Raw genomic sequence first — 19,529 nt, 5'->3', positions numbered from 1 at the left:
TGAATTTGTACATGCCTTTAAGAATGCCTTCTTTGACCGCCTCGTCGGGCAGCGCCGGCTGGGGGTAATTTTCGTTGGTTACGGTGAGATAGTAGAAAAGGTTCTCCTGCTCCTCGTACATCCGGCGAATGCCCTCCCGGATGATTACGGCTATTTCGTAGGCAAAAGAGGGATCGTAGGTGAGCAAAGTGGGGATGGTAGAGGCCAAGACGTGGCTGTGGCCATCCTGGTGCTGGAGACCTTCCCCGGCCAGGGTGGTACGCCCGGCGGTAGCGCCGATCAAAAAGCCCCGGACCCGCAGGTCAGCCGCCGCCCACATAAGATCGCCGATGCGCTGAAAGCCAAACATGGAGTAGTAGATAAAGAAGGGGATAGTATTAACGCCATGGGTGGCGTAGGCTGTACCGGCGGCAATAAAGGACGACATAGAACCGGCCTCGGTGATGCCTTCTTCCAGAATCTGGCCGTCGGTGGCTTCTTTGTAGTAGAGCAGGCTATCGGAGTCAACCGGGTCGTAAAGCTGGCCCACGTGCGAATAAATGCCGGCCTGGCGGAAGAGAGCTTCCATGCCAAAGGTGCGGGCCTCATCGGGCACAATGGGCACAATCAGGCGGCCCATTTCCTGATCGCGCAGCATTTTGGCCAGCATCCGCACAAAGACCATAGTGGTAGACACTTCGCGGCCTTCGGTGCCGGCGTAAAACTCTTCAAACAGTTTTTCAGACGGCGTGTTAAGGTAACAACACGACGCGTTGCGCTCCGGCACGTAGCCGCCCAACTGCTCCCGGCGCTGGTGCAAGTAGATGATCTCCTGGCTGTCGTCGGGGGGGCGATAGAAGGGCGCCTCGGCAATGTCTTCGTCGGCAATGGGGATGCCAAAACGGGCGCGGAATTCGCGCAGTTCTTCTTCGTTGAGTTTTTTCTGCTGGTGGGTTATGTTTTTGCCTTCGCCCGCTTCGCCCAGGCCGTAGCCTTTGATGGTTTTGGCCAGGATGACGGTGGGCGATCCCTGGTGGTCAACGGCCGCTTTGTAGGCCGTGTACACTTTTTTGGGATCATGGCCGCCGCGCCGCAATTTTTGGATCTGGTCGTCAGACAGGTGCTCAACCAACTTTTCCAGGCGCGGGTCGGCGCCAAAAAAACGCTCGCGAATATATTCGCCGCTCTCGACCACATACTTTTGATATTCGCCGTCAACAACCTGGCACATGCGGTCAACCAGCACGCCGTCGTGGTCTTTTTCCAACAACGGGTCCCAATCGCCGCCCCAGATCACTTTTAGCACGTTCCAGCCCGCGCCGCGAAAAACTCTTTCCAACTCCTGGATGATTTTGCCGTTGCCGCGCACCGGGCCATCCAGCCGTTGGAGGTTGCAGTTGATGACAAAAATCAGGTTATCCAGTTGCTCGCGGGCGGCCAGGCTGATAGCGCCCAGGGTTTCCGGCTCGTCGGTTTCGCCGTCGCCCAAAAAGGCCCACACGTGGCCCGTATTCTCTTTGAAACCGCGATCTTCCAGGTAACGGTTGAAACGAGCCTGGTAAATGGCCATCAGCGGGCTGAGGCCCATGGAAACGGTAGGAAACTCCCAAAAATCAGGCATGAGCCAGGGGTGGGGGTAAGAGGAGAGGCCGCCGTCGGGCCGCAATTCTTGTCGAAAGTTCTCCAGCTGCTCCGCCGACAGCCGGCCTTCCAAAAAGGCGCGGGCGTAAATTCCCGGCGAGGCGTGTCCCTGAAAATAAATCTGGTCGCCGCTGTAGTTTTCGCCTTTGGCTTTAAAAAAGTGGTTAAAGCCAATTTCATACAGCGTGGCCGCCGAAGCGTAAGTGGAAATGTGGCCGCCAATGCCGCTGCTCTGCCGGTTGGCCCGCACCACCATGGCCATGGCATTCCAGCGGATAATGCTTTTGATGCGCCGTTCAATCTCCCGATTGCCGGGAAAGGGCGGTTCCTTGTTGGCCGGGATGGTGTTAATGTAAGGCGTATTGGCCGAAAAGGGCAAGCGCACCCCATTTTGGTAGGCGTGAGTATTGAGTTTTTCCAGCAAACGCTGCACCCGGTCAGGCCCGCCGCTTTGCAGCACATAATCCAATGATTCAAGCCATTCCCCGGTTTCAATGGCTTCAATACTTTCCGCTTCTTCCTGGTGTAGCATGTCGGTCATGGTTGATTGATCCCCCTTAGATTAATCCAACAAAATAAACGGCAGAGGTGTAAGCCTTACTGTTGACTCCGGTTTTTAACATAGGGCAGTAAGGAGAAGGTAGTTTGTGAGGATTTGCCCCAAAAAGTGCTGCTCGTTATGATAGCCAGCTTGCAGATTCCTGTCAAACAAGTTTAGGGCTTGTGGCTAAATTAACATTCATAGTTTGACCAATTTGGGCGAAATGTCTAAACTAAGGAAAATTATTAATAGTGCATGATCAGCTATAAACTTGCCCGCAACCCAAAGTGTCGAGCAACACGCTGCAGGGCAACTTGCCTTGTAATTTGCTATTTGTAATTTGTAATTTGCTATTTGTAATTTGCTATTTGATTTAGGAGCCTCCCGTGACAGAAACTTTACGTATTGTTCCCCTTGGGGGAGTGGGTGAAGTGGGCAAAAACATGACCCTGATTGAGTACGGGGACGACGCCATTGCCGTTGATTGTGGCCTGATGTTCCCGGAAAACGATATGCTGGGCATTGACCTGGTTATTCCCAACATTACCTATCTGCTTGATAACCCGGAACTGCTCAAGGCCATTTTTCTGACCCACGGCCACGAGGATCACATTGGCGCTTTGCCGTATATTTTGCCGGAAACGCCGGTGCCGCTTTACGCCACCCGGCTCACGCAGGGCTTGATCGAGGTGAAATTGAAAGAGGCCAAGTTATTGGCCCAAACAGAGATCAACACCATCACCACCGACAGCGTTATTGAAATTGGGCCGTTCAGGATTGAACCGTTTCAAGTATGCCATTCCATCCCCGACGCGGTGGGTTACGCCGTTCATACCCCCCGGGGGTTGATCATCCATACCGGCGAGTACAAGTTTGATGAACACCCCGTTAACGGCCAGCTGCCCGATCTGGACCGCCTGCGCGCTTACGGCGATAAGGGCGTGCTGGCCCTTCTCTCCGACAGCACCAACGCCGAACGGCCCGGCCGTACGCCTTCGGAGCAAATTGTGAGCGAAACGTTTGAGAAGATCTTTAGCAAGGCCAAAGGACGGATCATTGTTTCCACCTTTGCCTCAAATATTTCGCGGGTGCAACAAGTGATCAATACGGCCCTCAAACACAACCGCCGCATGGCCGTGGTGGGCCGCAGTATGGTTGACAACGTAAAAATGGCGCGAGAGTTGGGGTACCTGTCGGCCCCGGAGGATTTGTTCCTCCACGTCAACGAACTGGAACGCCATCCCCCTTCCAAAGTGGTTATTGTTTGCACCGGCACCCAGGGCGAGCCGACCAGCGCCCTGGTGCGCATGGCCAATGAAGAACATCACCTGGTCAGCCTGAGAAAAGGGGATACGGTGATTTTGTCGGCTACGGCTATTCCCGGCAACGAGGAATTGGTGCATCGCACTCTGAACAATCTTTTCCGGCTGGGGGCTGATGTTATTTACCAAAACTTAATGCCGGTGCACGTTTCCGGCCACGCCGCTCAGGAAGAGCAAAAACTAATGGTTGACCTGGTTCGCCCCGAATATTTCATTCCCATCCAGGGCGAGTATCGTATGTTGGTGCTGCATGGCCGTTTGGGTGAAGAAATGGGCATTCCCCCGGAGAATGTTTTTATTGTTGAAAATGGGCAGGTGATTGAGTTTGACGAACAAGGCGCTTTTCTGGCCGAGCGCGTGCCCAGCGGCCAGATTATGGTTGACGGCCTGGGCATTGGCGATGTGGGCAGCGTGGTGCTGCGCGACCGCCACTTGTTATCGCGGGATGGTTTTGTGGTGGTGGTGATTGCCCTGGACCAAAAAAGCGGCGAATTAATTGAAGGCCCGGATATTATCTCGCGGGGTTTTGTTTACGTCCGCGATTCCGAAGAGTTGATTGAAGAAGCCAAAGAGCGGGTGATTGAACTGGTGGAAAGCGGCCGCATCCACCGCGACACCGCGGCCACCGTGATCAACGACCAGTTGAGCCAGCTTTTCTACCGGCGCACCCATCGGAACCCTATGATTTTTCCGGTAGTATTGGAAGTTTAAGAAGCAACGTTGATCTTAAAAACTACGCTCCTTCTTGAAAACTTCTTTCCACCCCTCTACCCTCCCCTGATTGTTCCACAGACAAATTATTCTCGCCGGCCTTTTCCCGCCGCCGGAGCCACAATACGCCGCCGGGCAGGCTGCCCAGATAAATAACAGCCTGCTTGATCAGCGACAGGGCAAAAGCCAGGGGGCCGGCCACGCCCACCAGTCCGTAAAAATACACATAAAAAGCCGACATTGTGCCCAACCCCCCAATACTGATGGGCGCAATCAAAGCCACCGCAATTATAGGGTTGAACAGGAAAATGTAAATGGGCGGAATGTGGCCCGGCAATCCGGCGATAATGGTTACATCCACCAGGCCGGTCAGCAATACGTTTATCACGCCCACGCCAAAGGCCCCCAATAAGGCGGCATATTGATGACGATACGCGCCAAAAGCGTCGGATAAACGCTGGTAAAGTGGCTGCAAGGGCTGTAAAAATTTAAGGGCAAAAACTTTACCCACTAATTGGCGCAGCCGGTGGCTCAACATCATCGCAAAAGCAGCGGCAATGGCTATGGTGCCAATAATTGCCACCAGGCCAATATATTTTAAACTTTCAGTGAGGGTTTGGTGGGTTGTAAGTTGATGAGGCGCCAGATAAACGGCAATTAAGGCAGCGATCACGGCCGTAAACATATAGGCCAATAAACCAATAATTCGGTCCACCACCACCGAAACAGCCGCTTCAGCGCTGCGTTCGGTGTAACGAGCCAAACCGTAACCCCGCATAATATCGCCGCCAACGTTGGCCGGTAGAAAGTTATTAAAAAAGAAACCGACAAAGGTATAGTTGGTCACTGGACCCAACGGCACGGGAATACCCTGCGCCCGGAGCAAAATGAACCATTTCACGGCATTGCTCACTACCGCAATCAGGTACAGCCCCAGGGCCAGAAACAAGTACCAGTAATTGGCCGCGGCAAGGGTATTGACCAGTGTCTGCCGGTCAACAGGATCAGACAAAAAACGGTAAAACAGGTAAGTCATCAACCCCAGGCTGACGACGATTTTTAACCCGGCAATCAATTTATCTTTCAAATGAAGTTCCTTAGATCCAATGGCGCGCCCATTTTGGGGGCCGGATGAACTCATGAGCGGCTTATTATGCGGTAAAAGCAGGCAAGACGCAAAAAAAGCGCCATCTGAAAAAGACCGCGCTTTTTGATGTTGTTGAAGGCGTTTTTTTTGATAACGCGCCTTTTATTCCCGTTTGGCCGGTAAATGAGGCGAGGTAATGCTAATGCCGGTAACGTCAACCGGGCGTTTGACTTCTTTAGTGGTCCAGGCAATATCCCAAACCACATGCGTGCGTTTATGCACCCGGTAATCCCACCAGCCCAGCAGCCGCGAGTAACCTTCCAACACAGCCAACACGCCCAAAATCCATATCAGGCGCAGCGCCCCAAAAATTTCATCCAACGCCAATTTTGCCAGGCGCGGCGCGCCCATACTGGAGACCTCGTAACCGTATTTAGCCTTAAGGTGCAAGTGACCGGCATGGTTGCGCCGGCGCTGTTTGACAAAATCTCGCACGGTCTCCGGGCCCATGTTAAAAACAACGGCATCGGGGGCGTAACGCACCTGTAAACCCCGCCGGATGACCAACGCTTCCACAAAGGCTTCGTCCATGGCCACATCCGAGGGGATGTGGTCAAAAACTTTGCGGAAGGCGATCAATTCGCCCAGGCGGGGGATTTCCAGGCAAAGTTGATGCTCCATTTTCAAACGCAAATGAGAGAGGAACCCAACAATGTGTTCCGGGGTGTTGACCGGCACTTTGTGCGCGCCGGTCATACCCACCGCCGAATCCGCAAACATGCGGACCAGGTTCTCCACGGCGTCTTCGTGGGGAATTGTATCACCGCTTTCTAAAACGCACACATCCTCGGTAGCGTGTTTAAGAAAAATGTTAATCGCGCTGGTTTTACCTTCACGTTTTTCTTGCACAAATAGCCTGATCCGGGGGTCCAGGACCATAAACTCACGCACAATGTCTCCGGTGCGGTCGGTGCAACCGGAAGCGACCACAATGATTTCGGCAATTTCAACCATATGGAGACGTTGGTTCAACATTGCCTCTAAAAGATGGGCAATATTGGCCTCTTCATTATGGGCCGTAATCCCAACGCTGCATTTTATGGGTTGCGGTTGTTCAATCAAGATGATCAGACTCCAACTCAGATTGGTCTTTATGGGTTATCTTTTTGGAAAACTTTAGAAAAACAAAAGTCAAAAAACTACCGGCGGCCATCCCAAAAGCAATATAAAAGTATTGGGGCCAAAAGCCGGGTATTTTACCCAGGCCCATCAACACGGCTGGGATGATGGTCAAAATGCCAACCGTAAAGGCCAAAAACACCCCTCGGGCCGCAGATAAATCCGGTGTAAAAATACCAACAATGGCAAAAACCCCTACGCCTACCGTAATCAAGCCAATCTGCGCTCCCCAATAGGGTAAGGTCAAAACGTGATTAAACCAATCCAAAATGGTGACAATGGAGGCCAACACCAGGTAAAACAGAACAAAGGCCACCCATGACAATTTATAATCTTTACCGTTCATCTCAAGCCCCAGGGTACTCTATACAATCAAGGTATGAAATGGATTTTACCATATTCATATTCTGTTGCCAAAGATATGCTTGACACCCGAAAATTCCATCTTGACAACGCCTCCCCCTGTGATAAAATGATTATGGGCGTAATTTTCTTTTTTATATTCTACACCAGCGTACATTCACCAGGCTAACATTTCATATCTGTTTTTCCCAAGCAGTTTACAATTGGAACGCCTTTCAGAGACGTTAAGGGTGGGTAGTTAAGGCATTAACCACCGATTTATTTCTATGGACCCATTTCAACTCAAGTAAACTGTCCGTTTCAATTGACAATGTTTAGATACATCCAACGGATCGTAAGTTACGTTAGCTCGCGGATACGGCTTAAAATTATTTTGCCGTTTGCCTTGCTTACCTTGATGGTGGCGGTTACAGGCACCTACTTAAGCACCCGCCTGGTGGCCGGTTCATTGGAAGAACGATTCACCGGGCAACTGTTTGAAGCCGGAAAAGCGGTGGCCGACGGCCTGGCCCAACGAGAGCAATTGCATTTGTCTACGGCCAGAGTTATTGCTTTTACTACAGGCATTGACGAGTCCCTTCTCTCAAACAATCAGACGCAATTGCAAAACCTGTTATTCCCCATTATGGTCAACAACAATATTGACCGGGTTGACATGATCAACGCCGATGGTCTGCCCCTATTAGCCATTCACCGGACGCCTGGCACAAACGCCATAGAGGACTATATGATTACAACGGCAAACCTGGCGGACATGCCGATTGTGAACAAGGTTTTGCAGGGTGTGGTTGACGCGCGAGGCGACAAATATACCACCCTGGCCACGATAGACGGTTATGAAATGTTGCTTACCGCCGGGCCGGTGAAACAGGAAGACCAAATCATTGGTGTGGTTCTGGTCGGCAGCTACATCCAAAATTTACTCAACTCATTCAAACAAATTATCTTCACCGATGTCAGCCTCTACGACCTTGAGGGGCAACTTATTGGCACTACTATTCCCGGCGGTGGGGAAACCCCGGCCGCGCTGGCGATGACCCCCACCGAAACCCGGCTTTTGTTGGCCCTTGAGGGTGAAACCAGTCCCCAAAAATCCATCTCTGTGGGAGAAAACGAATATGACCTGATCTACAGCATTTTTTGGGCCAGGGGGGCGCCCTTGGGCTTTTACTCGGTGGCCACTCCAACCACATTTATTGTATCGCAAGGCACAAACGCGCGTAACCAAATGGTTATAATTTTTACTACGGCTTTATTAATGGTCTTTGGCATTGGTTACGTTATGTCCAGCAGGATTACCGGCCGATTACACCATTTAATGGAAAACGCAATGGCCGTAGCCGATGGCGATTTTACCCGGCGCACCCAAATCTCTACGAATGACGAAATAGGTTCCCTGGCCCGTTCCCTGGACTATATGACCGAGAGTTTGGCCAATTACACGCATGCCCTGCAAGATAAAATAGATGAATTAATCACCCTTCACGAGAGCAGTACGGCCGTAACCATCAAATCAAACCTGAATCTAGATCAGGTTCTGCAAGCCATCATTGCCAGTGTCAGGGGCGTTATCCGCAATACGGACCAGGTTATCATTTATTTACTGGACGAGAAAAATCAAACCTTAATCCCCAAAGCCTCAGCGCCGCAAGCGCCCCATTCTTTCCCGATGTTGGCCTTTGGCGAACAGAATGGAGAGCGTGGCCTGTTGGCCGCAACCAGACCGCAGGTTATCAGTGTCTCCAACCTCGCTTCCTACTCGCCGGGAGCTTTTTCGGCTAACGGCATCACCGACATCCTGGTCACATCCCTTATCGCCGGACAAGAAATTATTGGGATGCTCATTTTTACCCCGGCCGGGAACCAACCCCCTGCCGAGCTACTAAATAAAGACAGCGAAAGATTACTGCGCACCCTGGCCAACCAGGCGGCCATTGCCATTAAAAATGCCCAACTTTTTGAGGCAACGCAACGAGCCTATCAAGAGCTACAACAACTGGATGATCTAAAAACTGAATTTATTAACATTGCCGCCCACGAATTGCGCACCCCGCTGGGAGCAATGATGGGTTATGCCAGTTTTGCTCAAAAAAGAGTACCCCCCAACTTACAGAAAACCATGAATTTTCTGGTCGTCAGCACCTTACGGATGCGGACCATGGTTGACGCTATGCTGACCATTCAACGCCTGGACGCGGGTAAAGCCTTTTTGCGCCTCAACTCTGTAGATATTCAAAAGACTATCCGCAAAACCGTGACCGATTTTCAACCCATGGCCGAGTTGGCCGGCCATATCATTGTGGCCAATCTTCCAGACGAGCTACCCCCCATCGAGGCAGACGCCGAAAAGATTGACCTGATATTTTCAAATCTGCTCTCAAACGCCATCAAATTTACGCCCGAAGACGGGCATATTCAAGTTACCCTCCAGGATTACGGGGAGTCAATATTACTCAGCGTGCGCGACAATGGGGTAGGCATTGCCAAAGAGAACCAGGAACGAATCTTTGAAAGATTCTACCAGGTTCGCGTGGCTCACCTGGCCGGACATAGTGGTATGGGCATTGGCTTAACAACCGTTAAACATCTGGTGGAACTCCACGGCGGGCAAGTATGGGTAGAAAGCGAAGTAGGTCAAGGTAGCACCTTTTTCATTACTCTCCCCAAAACAACGGCGGATAACTCCAGGAACACACCGGCTTTAACAAGCGCCGAGTTCCAACTTATTGAGCCAGAGACATCAGTAATTCCGGTATGAATGTTTGACAGATTTTGAAAATGCAATACACCATAAACAGCGAAACCAAAAAAATTCAAGCCAACCCCAGAAACCGGGATGCTCTGCACTTCAATACTTTGGTGATCATCTTCCTGCTCCTGAGTTTGGGCCTTATCTTTACTGTGGCCACGTGGGGAATGAAACGAAACACACAACAATGGTGGCCGGTTAAGCTGACGTCTCAAGTTGCCGGCAACTACGGGGTTGACCCTTCCGCAGCGCCCAAATTGCCCCCGGTCAATCCTCAAATCATCGAGGCGGTTAAGCAAGATGCCCAGGCTGCAACAATTCCTCGTAATGTGAATAATCTGACTATTAGACCAATTCCTGCCGTTGAATCTGCAACTACGGCCCACTCTCCCCAGAAAAGAATAGCGGTAAATGCTGGCGGGCCTTACCAGGGGTTTGAAGGCAGCCGAATTCATCTTGTGATCGAAAATATGAATCTGCTCTACCTCTTACCCGGAGCTGTCACCTTTTACTGGGACCTGGATAATGACGGAGAATATGACGATGCTAAAGGAGTTATAGCCTCAGTAATTTTTTACGACGAGGGCCAATACCGGATCGGGGTTCAAGCCACCAGCCGGTACGGACAGGTTGTGACCGATACCACCACCGTTAGCGTTAGTAATGTTGCCCCTACCATCAAAATGGCCAATAAACAATCCGCCAATGAGGCCGAGGAGGTTGAATTTTCAGCCGCTGTCACCGATCCGGGACACGACATTCTCCTCTACGAATGGGATTTTGGCGACGGCAGCAGGACCCTTTTTGATACCCTCAACCCCAAACACACCTATCTTGACAACGGCGACTACACCGTCCGGCTGCGGGTTCGAGATAATGATGACGGCCTGACCGAAAAGTTCATGCTTGTGCATGTGAAAAATTTGGCTCCCTTTGTGAACGCCGGTCCAAACTGGGTCATAAGAGAAGGTGAGACTATCTCTTTCCTCGGTACGGCCAGCGATCCGGCCGGCGATTTTGATCCTTTGACTTACGCCTGGGACCTGGACTACGACGGTCTCACCTTCACCCCCGACGTTCTCAACCCCATCGCTTCTAAAACTTACCCCAACGGTCCGGCCAATGTGGCCGCGGCCCTGCGCGTTCAGGATGACGATGGTGGGGAAACCATAGAAGTCGTCAACGTGACTGTCAAAAATGTGGCCCCAATCATTGCCAGTGTAACTAACAACAACCCGGTATTTGAAGGGTCGCCGCTAACACTGAAAGTCAAGGCCATTGATGTCGGCAGCGATACCCTGACCTGCGACTTCGACTGGAATAATGACGGCCAATTTGAGGCCATGAGTCAGACCTCCCCTATCTCGCACACCTGGTACAACCAGGGTCGTTATTCTGTTGGCATCCGCGTTAAAGATAACGATGGCGGCCAGGTTTTAACCACCACTACCGTCACTGCCTATAATGCGCCGCCTATGGCCCAAATCAGCAACCCCAACCGAGCACATTTTGAAGGCGACTCAATTGCTTTTGCGGGCAACGCCAGCGACCCTGGCATCTTCGATGCGCTCACTTATAACTGGCACTTTGGCGATGGCCACACCGCCAACACCTTGACCACCACCCACATCTACGCCAACAACAATGTTTACACTGCTACCCTAACGGTGACAGACGATAGCGGTGATAACCATACCGCCTCTGTGGCTGTCACCATTTTGAATGCCAACCCAACCGCCAACGCTGGCCCTGACCGGATTGTTGACGAGGGTGTCCAAACCACCTTTAACGGCACCGCCAGCGATCCGGGACCGGACGATCTGCTGACCTTTGCCTGGGATTTTGTTTACGAGGGAACTACTTTTGATGAAGAAGCTACCGGCGCCTCCGCCCAGGTAACTTATCTTGACGGCCCGGCCACCTACAAAGTAGCCCTGCGTGTGCGCGATGATGATTACCCCTATCCCACCGGCGGAGGTGGTGAAATGGGCGAATACATTGACACCTTACGAGTGACGGTTCGGAATCTGCCGCCGCTTGTTGATGCGTTTGGCCCTTACTCCGGTATTGAAACACTGCCCACTACGTTGTCTGGAACAGCCACGGATGTGCTTCTTGACACCCTGAGCTACGAATGGGATTTGGACAACGACGGCACCTTTGAAACACCCGGCCAAACAATTACACCTACCTGGAACACAGCCGGCATCTATGCCGTTACCTTACGGGTCACCGACGACGATGGCGGCGTTGGATTTGACACAACCCAGGTGACCATCGAAAACGCCCTGCCCACCGCCGAGGCAAATGGACCATATCAGACCACCGTTAACCTGCCGGTGACCCTCAGCAGCGCCGGCAGCACCGATCCCATCAATGATTCCCTGACCTATCAGTGGAACTTTGGGGACGGGACACCCAGTATTATCACCAGCAGTATCACCGTAACCCACACCTACTTAGACGACGGTGTTTACACCGCCACGCTCCAGGTTAATGATGGGCGCGGTGGCACAGATAATGACATTGCCCCGGTAACGGTCAATAATTTGCCGCCCACCGCCAGCGCCACCGCCACTTTGACCACGACGCTCGAAGGTATTACCGTTACTTTCAACGGGAGCGGTTCCAGCGACCCTGGCCTCTACGATGTCCTCACCTACCGCTGGAATTTTGGCGATGGCAGCCCCCTTGCCAATGGTCTCAATGTAAATCATGCCTACGCCGATAACAACGTTTACACCGTTACCCTTACTGTAACAGACGATGGGGGGATGACCGGCGCCGACACGCTCACTATCACCGTCCTTAACGCCAATCCCTTGGCTCAAGCCGGCCCGGACCGCATCGTAGACGAAGGAACACCGATCAATTTTAACGGCGGTGGCTCAAGTGATGCCGGTACCGCCGATATTCTGGCCTTTGCCTGGGATTTTTATTACGATGGCGTTACTTTTGATGAAGAGGCTGTCGGCGTCTCTGCCCAAACCATCTATCTCGACGGCCCGGCCACCTATACCGTGGCGCTGCGCGTGCGTGATGATGATTATCCCTACCCCACCGGCGGCGGTGGTGAAATTGGCGAACACTTTGATACCTTAACCGTTGCCGTGCAAAACACCCCACCAATAGTAGATGCGCTCGGCCCCTACACCGGCCACGAAACAATACCTCTGACCCTATCTGGAACGGCTACAGATGTGGCTGCTGATACTCTCACCTATGAATGGGATTTGAACAACGACGGCATCTTTGAAACCAATGGCCAGTCTGTTATCAATACCTGGTCTGCTGCCGGTTTCTATACGGTCACTTTGCGGGTTACGGATGAAGAGGGGGGCGTTGGGTTTGATTCGGCTCAAGTGACCATCAACAATGCCCCACCCACGGCCGAGGCAAATGGGCCGTACACCACTACCGTCAACTTGCCGGTGAGTCTCAACGCAACCGGCAGTACCGACCCCACCGGCGATCCCTTAACCTATCAATGGAACTTTGGCGATGGCACGCCCGTTATTGTCACCAGCAGCATTACTGTAAGTCACGTTTATCTGGATGACAATGTTTATACAGCCGTTCTGCAAATTGACGATGGGCGGGGCGGCGCCGATACGGACACGGCTACCGTCACCGTCAACAATTCGCCACCCGTTGCTGCCGCCGTGGTTAACCCCAATCCGGCCCTGGAAGGCGCCAGTATTACGTTTGACGGCAGCAGCTCCAGCGATCCTGGCATTTTCGACACGCTTTCCTATCAGTGGAACTTTGGCGATGGTACGCCTATAGGTAATGGCCCGACTATAACTCACACCTATGCCGACGACAATGTTTACACCGCTATCCTCACCGTAACCGACGACGGGGGCGCCACGGACACCGACATTGTTAGCATCACCGTGCTGAATGTAGACCCCGTCGCCGATGCGGGCGGCCCATACTCAACTGCGGCAGGCGTGCCGGTGATACTCATTGGCAACGGCAGCGATGTGCCTGCCGATCCCCTAATTTTCTCGTGGGACCTGAATAATGATAGCGTCTTTGAAACGCCAGGGCAAACAGTTACCTATACCGGGGTAACAACCACCGGAATTTATACAGTAGGGCTACAAATAGATGATGGCGATGGTGGCATCAGTACCGACACGACCACGATTCAAGTCGGTGGTTTGCTTTTTTTAGCCTGGCCAGGGATTTTCTACTTTCTATTTTCAAAACAAAAACACTATTTTATCAGCAGAAGAGGGTCAAACACACCCCAAAACAATACCGTCGAAGGACCCGATAGGGAAACGTAATGACTTCTCATTTCAGTTCAGACCTGATTGTTTCCAAGCATGCCCGGAAATACTTTGAAGCAAACAAAAATGTGCTGCTTATAGAAGATGATACAATTATGGGCCAGATGGTTTCGGAGATTCTGATTGACGCCGGTTTTGAGGTAAAAACAGCTACCAATGGTAGATTGGCACTGGAGCAACTGGCCCAATATCCTATTGACTTTATCATCCTGGATATCCTGCTGCCCGAAATAACCGGCTTTGAAGTTTACGAATCCATCCAGGCAAACCCGGCTACAAAAGACATTCCCACCATGATCATCACCGCCTGGGCCGATGCCCGGCATCTTAAAAAAGCGTCCCAAATGGGACTTAAACATTTCCTGGCCAAACCCTTTACCGAAGACGAACTATTGCTGGAAATTCTCACCCTATTGGTTGACAATTCTCATGAAGAAGAGGAATGATATTCTTTTTGCCGTCGTCAATTTGATTAAGACCAAAGGCAATTTGTGCCGAGGGTTGAGGAGGGACAAATTAGAATGGAGAATCTTATGACAAGTCAAAGACAGGTTTATGTTACAATAGATTGGCAAGAACGAAATATTTTGAACGACACAAACCTTCGCCAGGTGTGGCAGAAGGAACGAATAGTCTGTTTACCTGATGATTATCCAGAACTGCTCCCTTGCAGTAATCCCGCCTGCCGGGATGGGGGGTTTGAAATTGGTGATAGGATCAGGGCGTTGGTGGCTTCAGGCAAAGATAGCGAACAGAACTCCTTAATCTGCCGCAATGCGATTCATAAAGGTCCGGGCCGGCGGTGCCTGCACACAATCATCTACTCCATTACCTGCATTAGACCCTATTCTCGAAAAACGTCCCCGGCAGTAGTGACAGACCGCCCCCTTCAACCCCATCCTTCAAAACCTTAACTTTAGAAATCTATCTCTTATCCTCCCCGCGACCCCACATTGTTTGCAGCATCCCTTTGATGCCCTTTTGCCGGGGCAAAGCAATCAGGGTCTGCTCAACGGCCCGGCGAAACAGTTCCGGCGGATCGGGATAGTTGTCAATCAAACCGGCCAGCTTTTTCAGGTCTTTGGCCGGTAGTTGCCCTACCCGGTTGGTCAAGCGCGACAGGCATGCCGCCTCTCCATTTTCTAACAACGCCTCCACCAGATCAACCCAATCGTTCTCGCCGCTGGCCAGGTACAGGTCAAGAAACACATTCCCTCGACCGGGCGCAAGCAGATGCAAGGGTTTGAGCAACTTCAGGTTTAACGCAATTTCCCCAAACCGGCGATAGTCAGCCTCATCCGCCCGCTCCAGAGCCTTGGGCAACTGCTTACGAGGGCTGCTCCAGTAAATCAGAAACAAGTTGAGCAATCCGTGGTGGGTGTGCTGTAACAGTTGGGCCAATGCCTTGATTTCCGGCCGGGGTGGCTCCGCAAACTCCTGGGCCGCATAACTTTCGTACAAAATCTCCAATAGTTGGGCTAACTCAAAACCCTGGCGAAGCTGCCGGTAAAGTTCCAATTCCGTCGCCTGTTCCCAAATACGCTCAGCCGCCCGGTTGACCAACTCAGGCGGTAAGTCTTGCCTGACCTGGCGGCGCAATGATTCCTGAACAACTTGGGCGTTAGCCTTAAAAACGGCTTTGATCAATTCGTTAGGAGCGGCGGCCAACAAGGATAATGTGTACGTTCGACCATCCAGCCACTCGGCTAAAGCAAACGCGCTCTCCCGGTAGCGAGCAAGTTCCGCCAATTGCCCGGCGTCAATGGCCTGGACCACCCAGCGTTGGTAAGCGGTTTCCGGTTGACCCACAATTTGTCCGTGCACCTGCCGGGCCTGACTATCCACCTGAACAAACTTGATACTAACCGGCGGCTCCGGCAGGCCGACGGCCCAAAAATAAGTAGCCACCAGATTGCAGCGATAAAAGTAGGTATCAAATGTGCAATAGGGTCGCAACGAAACCGGCACGGCCAAAAAAGCCGCTTCCAGGGCCAACTCGATTTGTTCCGGTTGGCCGGTAAAAGTAATGGTCTCCCGTTCGCGAGCATGTTGTTTGGCCCGAAGCGGCAGCAGCGCCAATTTTTTTAACTCCGGCGCCGGCCAGCTTCCGGCTGCGTTAAGCTCTCCGGCCAGGCCGGCCAGTAGCTCCAATGAAACAGCCGGAATATCGCCGGTTTTGAAATCTCCCTGGGCCAATGCTTCCTCAACCGTAGTCAGAAACGAAAAACAACGAAATACCCGGAACGGATCGGTCTCAAACTGAAGCAATGCCTCCGACGCAAAAACCAGGCTGTGAGCCAGGTAGCGACCTCCCCGGCCAAACTCGTCTGGATTGGGTAAAAAGACAATTTGCGCCACCACGCCCTTGCCGGTGGAGGTTGTAAAAAAGAGTCGTTTGACCGGCTCTACTTTGGAGGGAAAATAAAGCAAACGACTTTCCATCTCTTCCACTTCACTCTCCAACAGGCCGGAGTGGGTATAAAAGAGTGTTTGAAATCCTCCCCGGCCCTGGGGGGAACGTTCCTTTTCCACATTGCTGTAAATATGTTGGCAAGCTTGAATAGTGGCCATGCCACACCTCCTGCAACTGATCAGATGTTTTCTGATACTCAGTAGATCCAAAATGTTGTTTGGAGTGGGCATTTTAATGCCTAAAAAAACGCACTGAAGTGCGGACTACCAGCCCAAATTTGGATCTACTGATACTACGTATGTACCCTTGGTACCTTGCTACCTTGTTACCTACTCCCTGACCCGAATCAATACACATACCGCACCTTCCCCTTATCCGCCAGATACCACTCCCCGCGCCGCACCAGCCGGAAACCGAAGTAGGGCAGGCGTTCATCCAAACGAATGGGTTTAACTTCATTGCTCAACGGGTCCCATAGGTGGGGCTGGAACTTGGGACGAGGCGCGCCCAGGCCAACCCAACTGTGGCCCTGCCTGGCCCACTCCACCAGGCCATGTTGCATCAACGAAAAATCCAGCATGGATCTGGCCTGGAGTTTTGCCGTGAACTTATCCAAAATTGCTCCCGCCGGGCCGCCCACCAGGTCCGACGACAACTCGCTTTGCATCGGCAGAGCCGTGCGCCGCAAAGCGGCGTAAATGGCCCGCCACTCGGTTACGGTAGGCAGGTCAAAGCCTGCTCCCAACCAGCCGGCAAAGTCCAGCGCCTCCTGCGGCAAAATACCCGTGACAAAAAGTCTTTCCCGCTCAGCCAAAGTAAATTGCTCCAGTGAAACCGCCGGGTTCAGGGCCAGCATTTCCTGGTACCGGCTTTGGTTCACCAGGCCAGACTCAGGCACAAACTGCTCAAACTGCCACTTAGTTACCGGCAGCAGATGCACTTCCACCGAGATGGCCTCGACGGCAATGAGGGGAAAGTTAGTCCGGTCAAAGGATAAAAGCATAATCCTATCCTAAATATCTAACGTTTTGATACTGAACTGGCCAATCTTTAAACACTGGTCAGGACGTTGCCTTCAAACGAAATATACCCCTTATCTCTGTTCCCGTTCTATCTGCCCAAACATCCTATTCAAAATCCGCAGCGTATTTTCCGATAACTGACACTCCGGCCCAATCACACAACGCATCTCTTTATAACGGGGTTTGCGGAAGGGGTCGGTGTCATTGCCAATCTGAATAGCAAAACGTTCCACGTCTTCGTCCGTGGCCCGGATAATTTCAACCCAATCACAATCAAAGAGTGATCGAGACAAGAACCAATTGCCCCAAATGATCCCCTCTTGTTCCGTGTATGCCGCTTCCATCCTCTTGTCCAATACCGTAACCACTTGACCCCTCCATTCCAGGAACTCGCGACTCTGGCCGCAGGTCCGGCAACCATAATAAACAATTGGCGGCAGATCGGGCCGGTAAACCTGGTTGGCATAATAATGTACCAGGCAGCGCGGGCAGAGAAGATAGGTGTAGTGAGCCGAGAAACGGGCCATGGTGTCGGCCTCAATGCTGCGGAGCAGCCAGACTGCGTCCTCCCCCAACAAAGTTTTTTTGTTGGTGGCCAATGCCGCCAGATGAGGTACGGCTTCGCCGCCCAGCGCTAACAGCGTATGGCGAGCTATAAACCGTTTGCGCCAATCGGCATTTTGTAGCTCAGCGATAAGGTGTTCAGGGGAAGGAGGTTGTTGTTGCTGTTGGTCCAACAAACAGAGCGGGTCAGCCCAAACAGCCTGGGCTTGAGGCCAGAGCTGGCAAGCCTGTCGCAAGGCTCTTTCCACGGCTAAGGCCGGAGGCCGGTCCTGTTCTTTGATCTCTCCGTCCAGGGGCGTACCGGCCAGCAAAGCAGCCAGGTGCTGGCCGTATTCCCGGTCGTTACAGTGACGCCACTCGCGCCGGAGAATGTGCTGCACCTGGCGGCGCTGTTTCTGCTCCACAATGGCCGGCTCGGTTGTTGTAAACAAATGCCCAACCGTGGCAGTCAGTTTTGAAAACAACGACATGGCTAACCCTCTCGCTCAACCGCCGGGCGGCGGGCAAGCTTAGTAACCCCACCACCTGCGCCAGAAAGTTTTGGGAAAAGATTTTTCCATAATCCACAGAAGCGGGTCAAGAATACGGCGGGGCACAATAGCCACCGGCAGCCGCGCGCCAATAGGGCCGCTCCCCAAGGCGGAAATAATGGAGAAGTTGAGGCTCTTAAAATGGGCCTGGGCGGTGTTGATGAATTCGTGGGCGTGCAATTCTTGTTCGGTAAAGTTATACAGCCGGTGCGAGATTTGATACATCCGGGCCATATAACCGTCGGGCCGGGCCAGGGCATCCACCGAACCTTGCAGGAGATAGTGGTGCAGGTCTTGCCATTGGCCGGTAAAGCGGGCGGCCAGTTGGTCGGCCTTGGTGTAAACAATAACCAGGTGTTGATCGTTGGTGCGGCCACCCAATTCTCTCATGCCCACCACATAGGTATTGAGCAGTTGCTGCATCTCGGCGCGGGGATCTGCCAGATCGGGCACGCTGACCAACAACATGGCGGCTTTGGCCCGGCGCACAAAGCCGGCAAATTGGACCAATTGGGTGGGCTTTTCAAAACATTCGCCGCCGGTGTCAAAAAAGAGCATGGTGCAATTGGGCTGCATTGGCACGCCCTCGGCGCGGACCATGGTCGGGCGAGGGAAGTTTTTGGGGGTGGAGTCGGGCAGCGCGCCGCCCTCTAACATCCGGGCGTTGTCGTAAACCGTATCCAGGCTGTCTTCGTTAAGGCCCATGGTAAAAAATTCCGGCCAATCGCGGGCCAGGGTCAGTTTTTTTAGAGTGTAAAACAGGGAAGCAAAATAAACCGTTTTGCCATGCTGGCGAAACCCGACGGCGCTGATAATCACGGGCAGATATTGGCGATAATCCTGGGCATACAGGGCCGGGACTTGCTCATTACAATTGGGGCAAAGGTAGATGGAGGCCGGTTGGCCGGTTAATTTTTGGCGTTTGAACTTGACGTCGGCCAGGCAGAATGGACAGAGCATGGCGCACCTCGTTTATGGACAATTGGGCGATGATGATGTAGTTTTCCGGTTGGGTCATCACCCCTCCATTTTACACAAAAAAACCGGGATGGTTCACAATTTAGTTGACACTTTTTTGAGCACGAAATAAAAATTGGCCGTTAAAATTTATCGGGTCCAGGCTATTTTCT

At 52.3% G+C, this 19,529-nt stretch carries 12 protein-coding genes; 4 read left to right on the top strand and 8 right to left on the bottom strand.

Annotation, left to right across the window (positions count from 1 at the left end):
* Positions 1–2,152: pyruvate dehydrogenase (acetyl-transferring), homodimeric type (gene aceE / locus JW953_10955; protein ID MBN1993213.1), on the bottom strand; the 2,152-nt coding region annotated here is incomplete at its 3' end.
* Between the two features lie 395 nt (positions 2,153–2,547).
* On the opposite strand from aceE, the gene JW953_10950 reads away from it, so the two are divergent.
* Positions 2,548–4,194, top strand: coding sequence for a ribonuclease J (locus tag JW953_10950; protein ID MBN1993212.1), 1,647 nt, complete (start codon positions 2,548–2,550; stop codon positions 4,192–4,194).
* Positions 4,195–4,216: 22 nt separating this feature from the next.
* On the opposite strand, the gene JW953_10945 is transcribed toward JW953_10950, so the two are convergent.
* The 3 genes from JW953_10945 to JW953_10935 all read right to left on the bottom strand — a co-directional run bounded on the left by JW953_10945 (position 4,217) and on the right by JW953_10935 (position 6,806).
* Complete coding sequence (locus JW953_10945; GenBank protein MBN1993211.1) at positions 4,217–5,281, bottom strand: flippase-like domain-containing protein; 1,065 nt, start codon at positions 5,279–5,281, stop codon at positions 4,217–4,219.
* A gap of 162 nt (positions 5,282–5,443) precedes the next feature.
* Entirely contained in the window at positions 5,444–6,403 is a 960-nt protein-coding gene (locus tag JW953_10940) for a glycosyltransferase (GenBank protein ID MBN1993210.1), read from the bottom strand.
* Positions 6,396–6,806, bottom strand: a complete 411-nt coding sequence (locus JW953_10935; GenBank protein MBN1993209.1) for a hypothetical protein — start codon at positions 6,804–6,806, stop codon at positions 6,396–6,398. The genes JW953_10940 and JW953_10935 overlap by 8 nt, the downstream gene beginning before the upstream one ends.
* A 327-nt stretch (positions 6,807–7,133) precedes the next feature.
* Between JW953_10935 and JW953_10930 the strand changes: the two genes are divergently transcribed.
* Genes JW953_10930 through JW953_10920 form a run of 3 tightly spaced genes read left to right on the top strand, consistent with a single transcriptional unit; the run spans position 7,134 to position 14,316 of the window.
* A complete protein-coding gene (locus tag JW953_10930; protein MBN1993208.1) occupies positions 7,134–9,581 on the top strand; it encodes a HAMP domain-containing protein in 2,448 nt (815 codons plus the stop codon).
* A 20-nt stretch (positions 9,582–9,601) separates the two neighbouring features.
* Complete coding sequence (locus JW953_10925; protein MBN1993207.1) at positions 9,602–13,867, top strand: PKD domain-containing protein; 4,266 nt, start codon at positions 9,602–9,604, stop codon at positions 13,865–13,867.
* A complete protein-coding gene (locus JW953_10920; GenBank protein ID MBN1993206.1) occupies positions 13,867–14,316 on the top strand; it encodes a response regulator in 450 nt (149 codons plus the stop codon). Before JW953_10925 ends, JW953_10920 begins: the two co-directional genes overlap by 1 nt.
* Before the next feature lie 478 nt (positions 14,317–14,794).
* On the opposite strand, the gene JW953_10915 is transcribed toward JW953_10920, so the two are convergent.
* From JW953_10915 to JW953_10900, 4 genes are all read right to left on the bottom strand, one after another.
* Complete coding sequence (locus tag JW953_10915; protein MBN1993205.1) at positions 14,795–16,441, bottom strand: hypothetical protein; 1,647 nt, start codon at positions 16,439–16,441, stop codon at positions 14,795–14,797.
* A gap of 188 nt (positions 16,442–16,629) precedes the next feature.
* Positions 16,630–17,286, bottom strand: coding sequence for an SUMF1/EgtB/PvdO family nonheme iron enzyme (locus JW953_10910; GenBank protein MBN1993204.1), 657 nt, complete (start codon positions 17,284–17,286; stop codon positions 16,630–16,632).
* Positions 17,287–17,376: 90 nt separating this feature from the next.
* Positions 17,377–18,339 (bottom strand): hypothetical protein, encoded by a 963-nt coding sequence (locus tag JW953_10905; GenBank protein ID MBN1993203.1) that lies wholly within the window; start codon positions 18,337–18,339, stop codon positions 17,377–17,379.
* 39 nt (positions 18,340–18,378) lie between these two features.
* Positions 18,379–19,359, bottom strand: a complete 981-nt coding sequence (locus JW953_10900) for a hypothetical protein (GenBank protein ID MBN1993202.1) — start codon at positions 19,357–19,359, stop codon at positions 18,379–18,381.
* Positions 19,360–19,529: the final 170 nt, after the last annotated feature.

The organism is Anaerolineae bacterium, assembly GCA_016931895.1.
GTDB lineage: Bacteria > Chloroflexota > Anaerolineae > 4572-78 > J111 > JAFGNV01.
The sequence above is the reverse complement of the archived record's forward strand: the minus strand, read 5'-3'. Positions and strand labels throughout refer to the sequence as shown.

Coding starts and splice junctions, on each gene's coding strand:
- JW953_10900 (MBN1993202.1), bottom strand. CDS start 19,359: ATGCTCTGTCCATTCTGCCTGGCCGACGTCAAGTTCAAACGCCAAAAA.
- JW953_10910 (MBN1993204.1), bottom strand. CDS start 17,286: ATGCTTTTATCCTTTGACCGGACTAACTTTCCCCTCATTGCCGTCGAG.
- JW953_10915 (MBN1993205.1), bottom strand. CDS start 16,441: ATGGCCACTATTCAAGCTTGCCAACATATTTACAGCAATGTGGAAAAG.
- JW953_10935 (MBN1993209.1), bottom strand. CDS start 6,806: ATGAACGGTAAAGATTATAAATTGTCATGGGTGGCCTTTGTTCTGTTT.
- JW953_10925 (MBN1993207.1), top strand. CDS start 9,602: ATGCAATACACCATAAACAGCGAAACCAAAAAAATTCAAGCCAACCCC.
- JW953_10930 (MBN1993208.1), top strand. CDS start 7,134: ATGTTTAGATACATCCAACGGATCGTAAGTTACGTTAGCTCGCGGATA.
- JW953_10905 (MBN1993203.1), bottom strand. CDS start 18,339: ATGTCGTTGTTTTCAAAACTGACTGCCACGGTTGGGCATTTGTTTACA.
- JW953_10920 (MBN1993206.1), top strand. CDS start 13,867: ATGACTTCTCATTTCAGTTCAGACCTGATTGTTTCCAAGCATGCCCGG.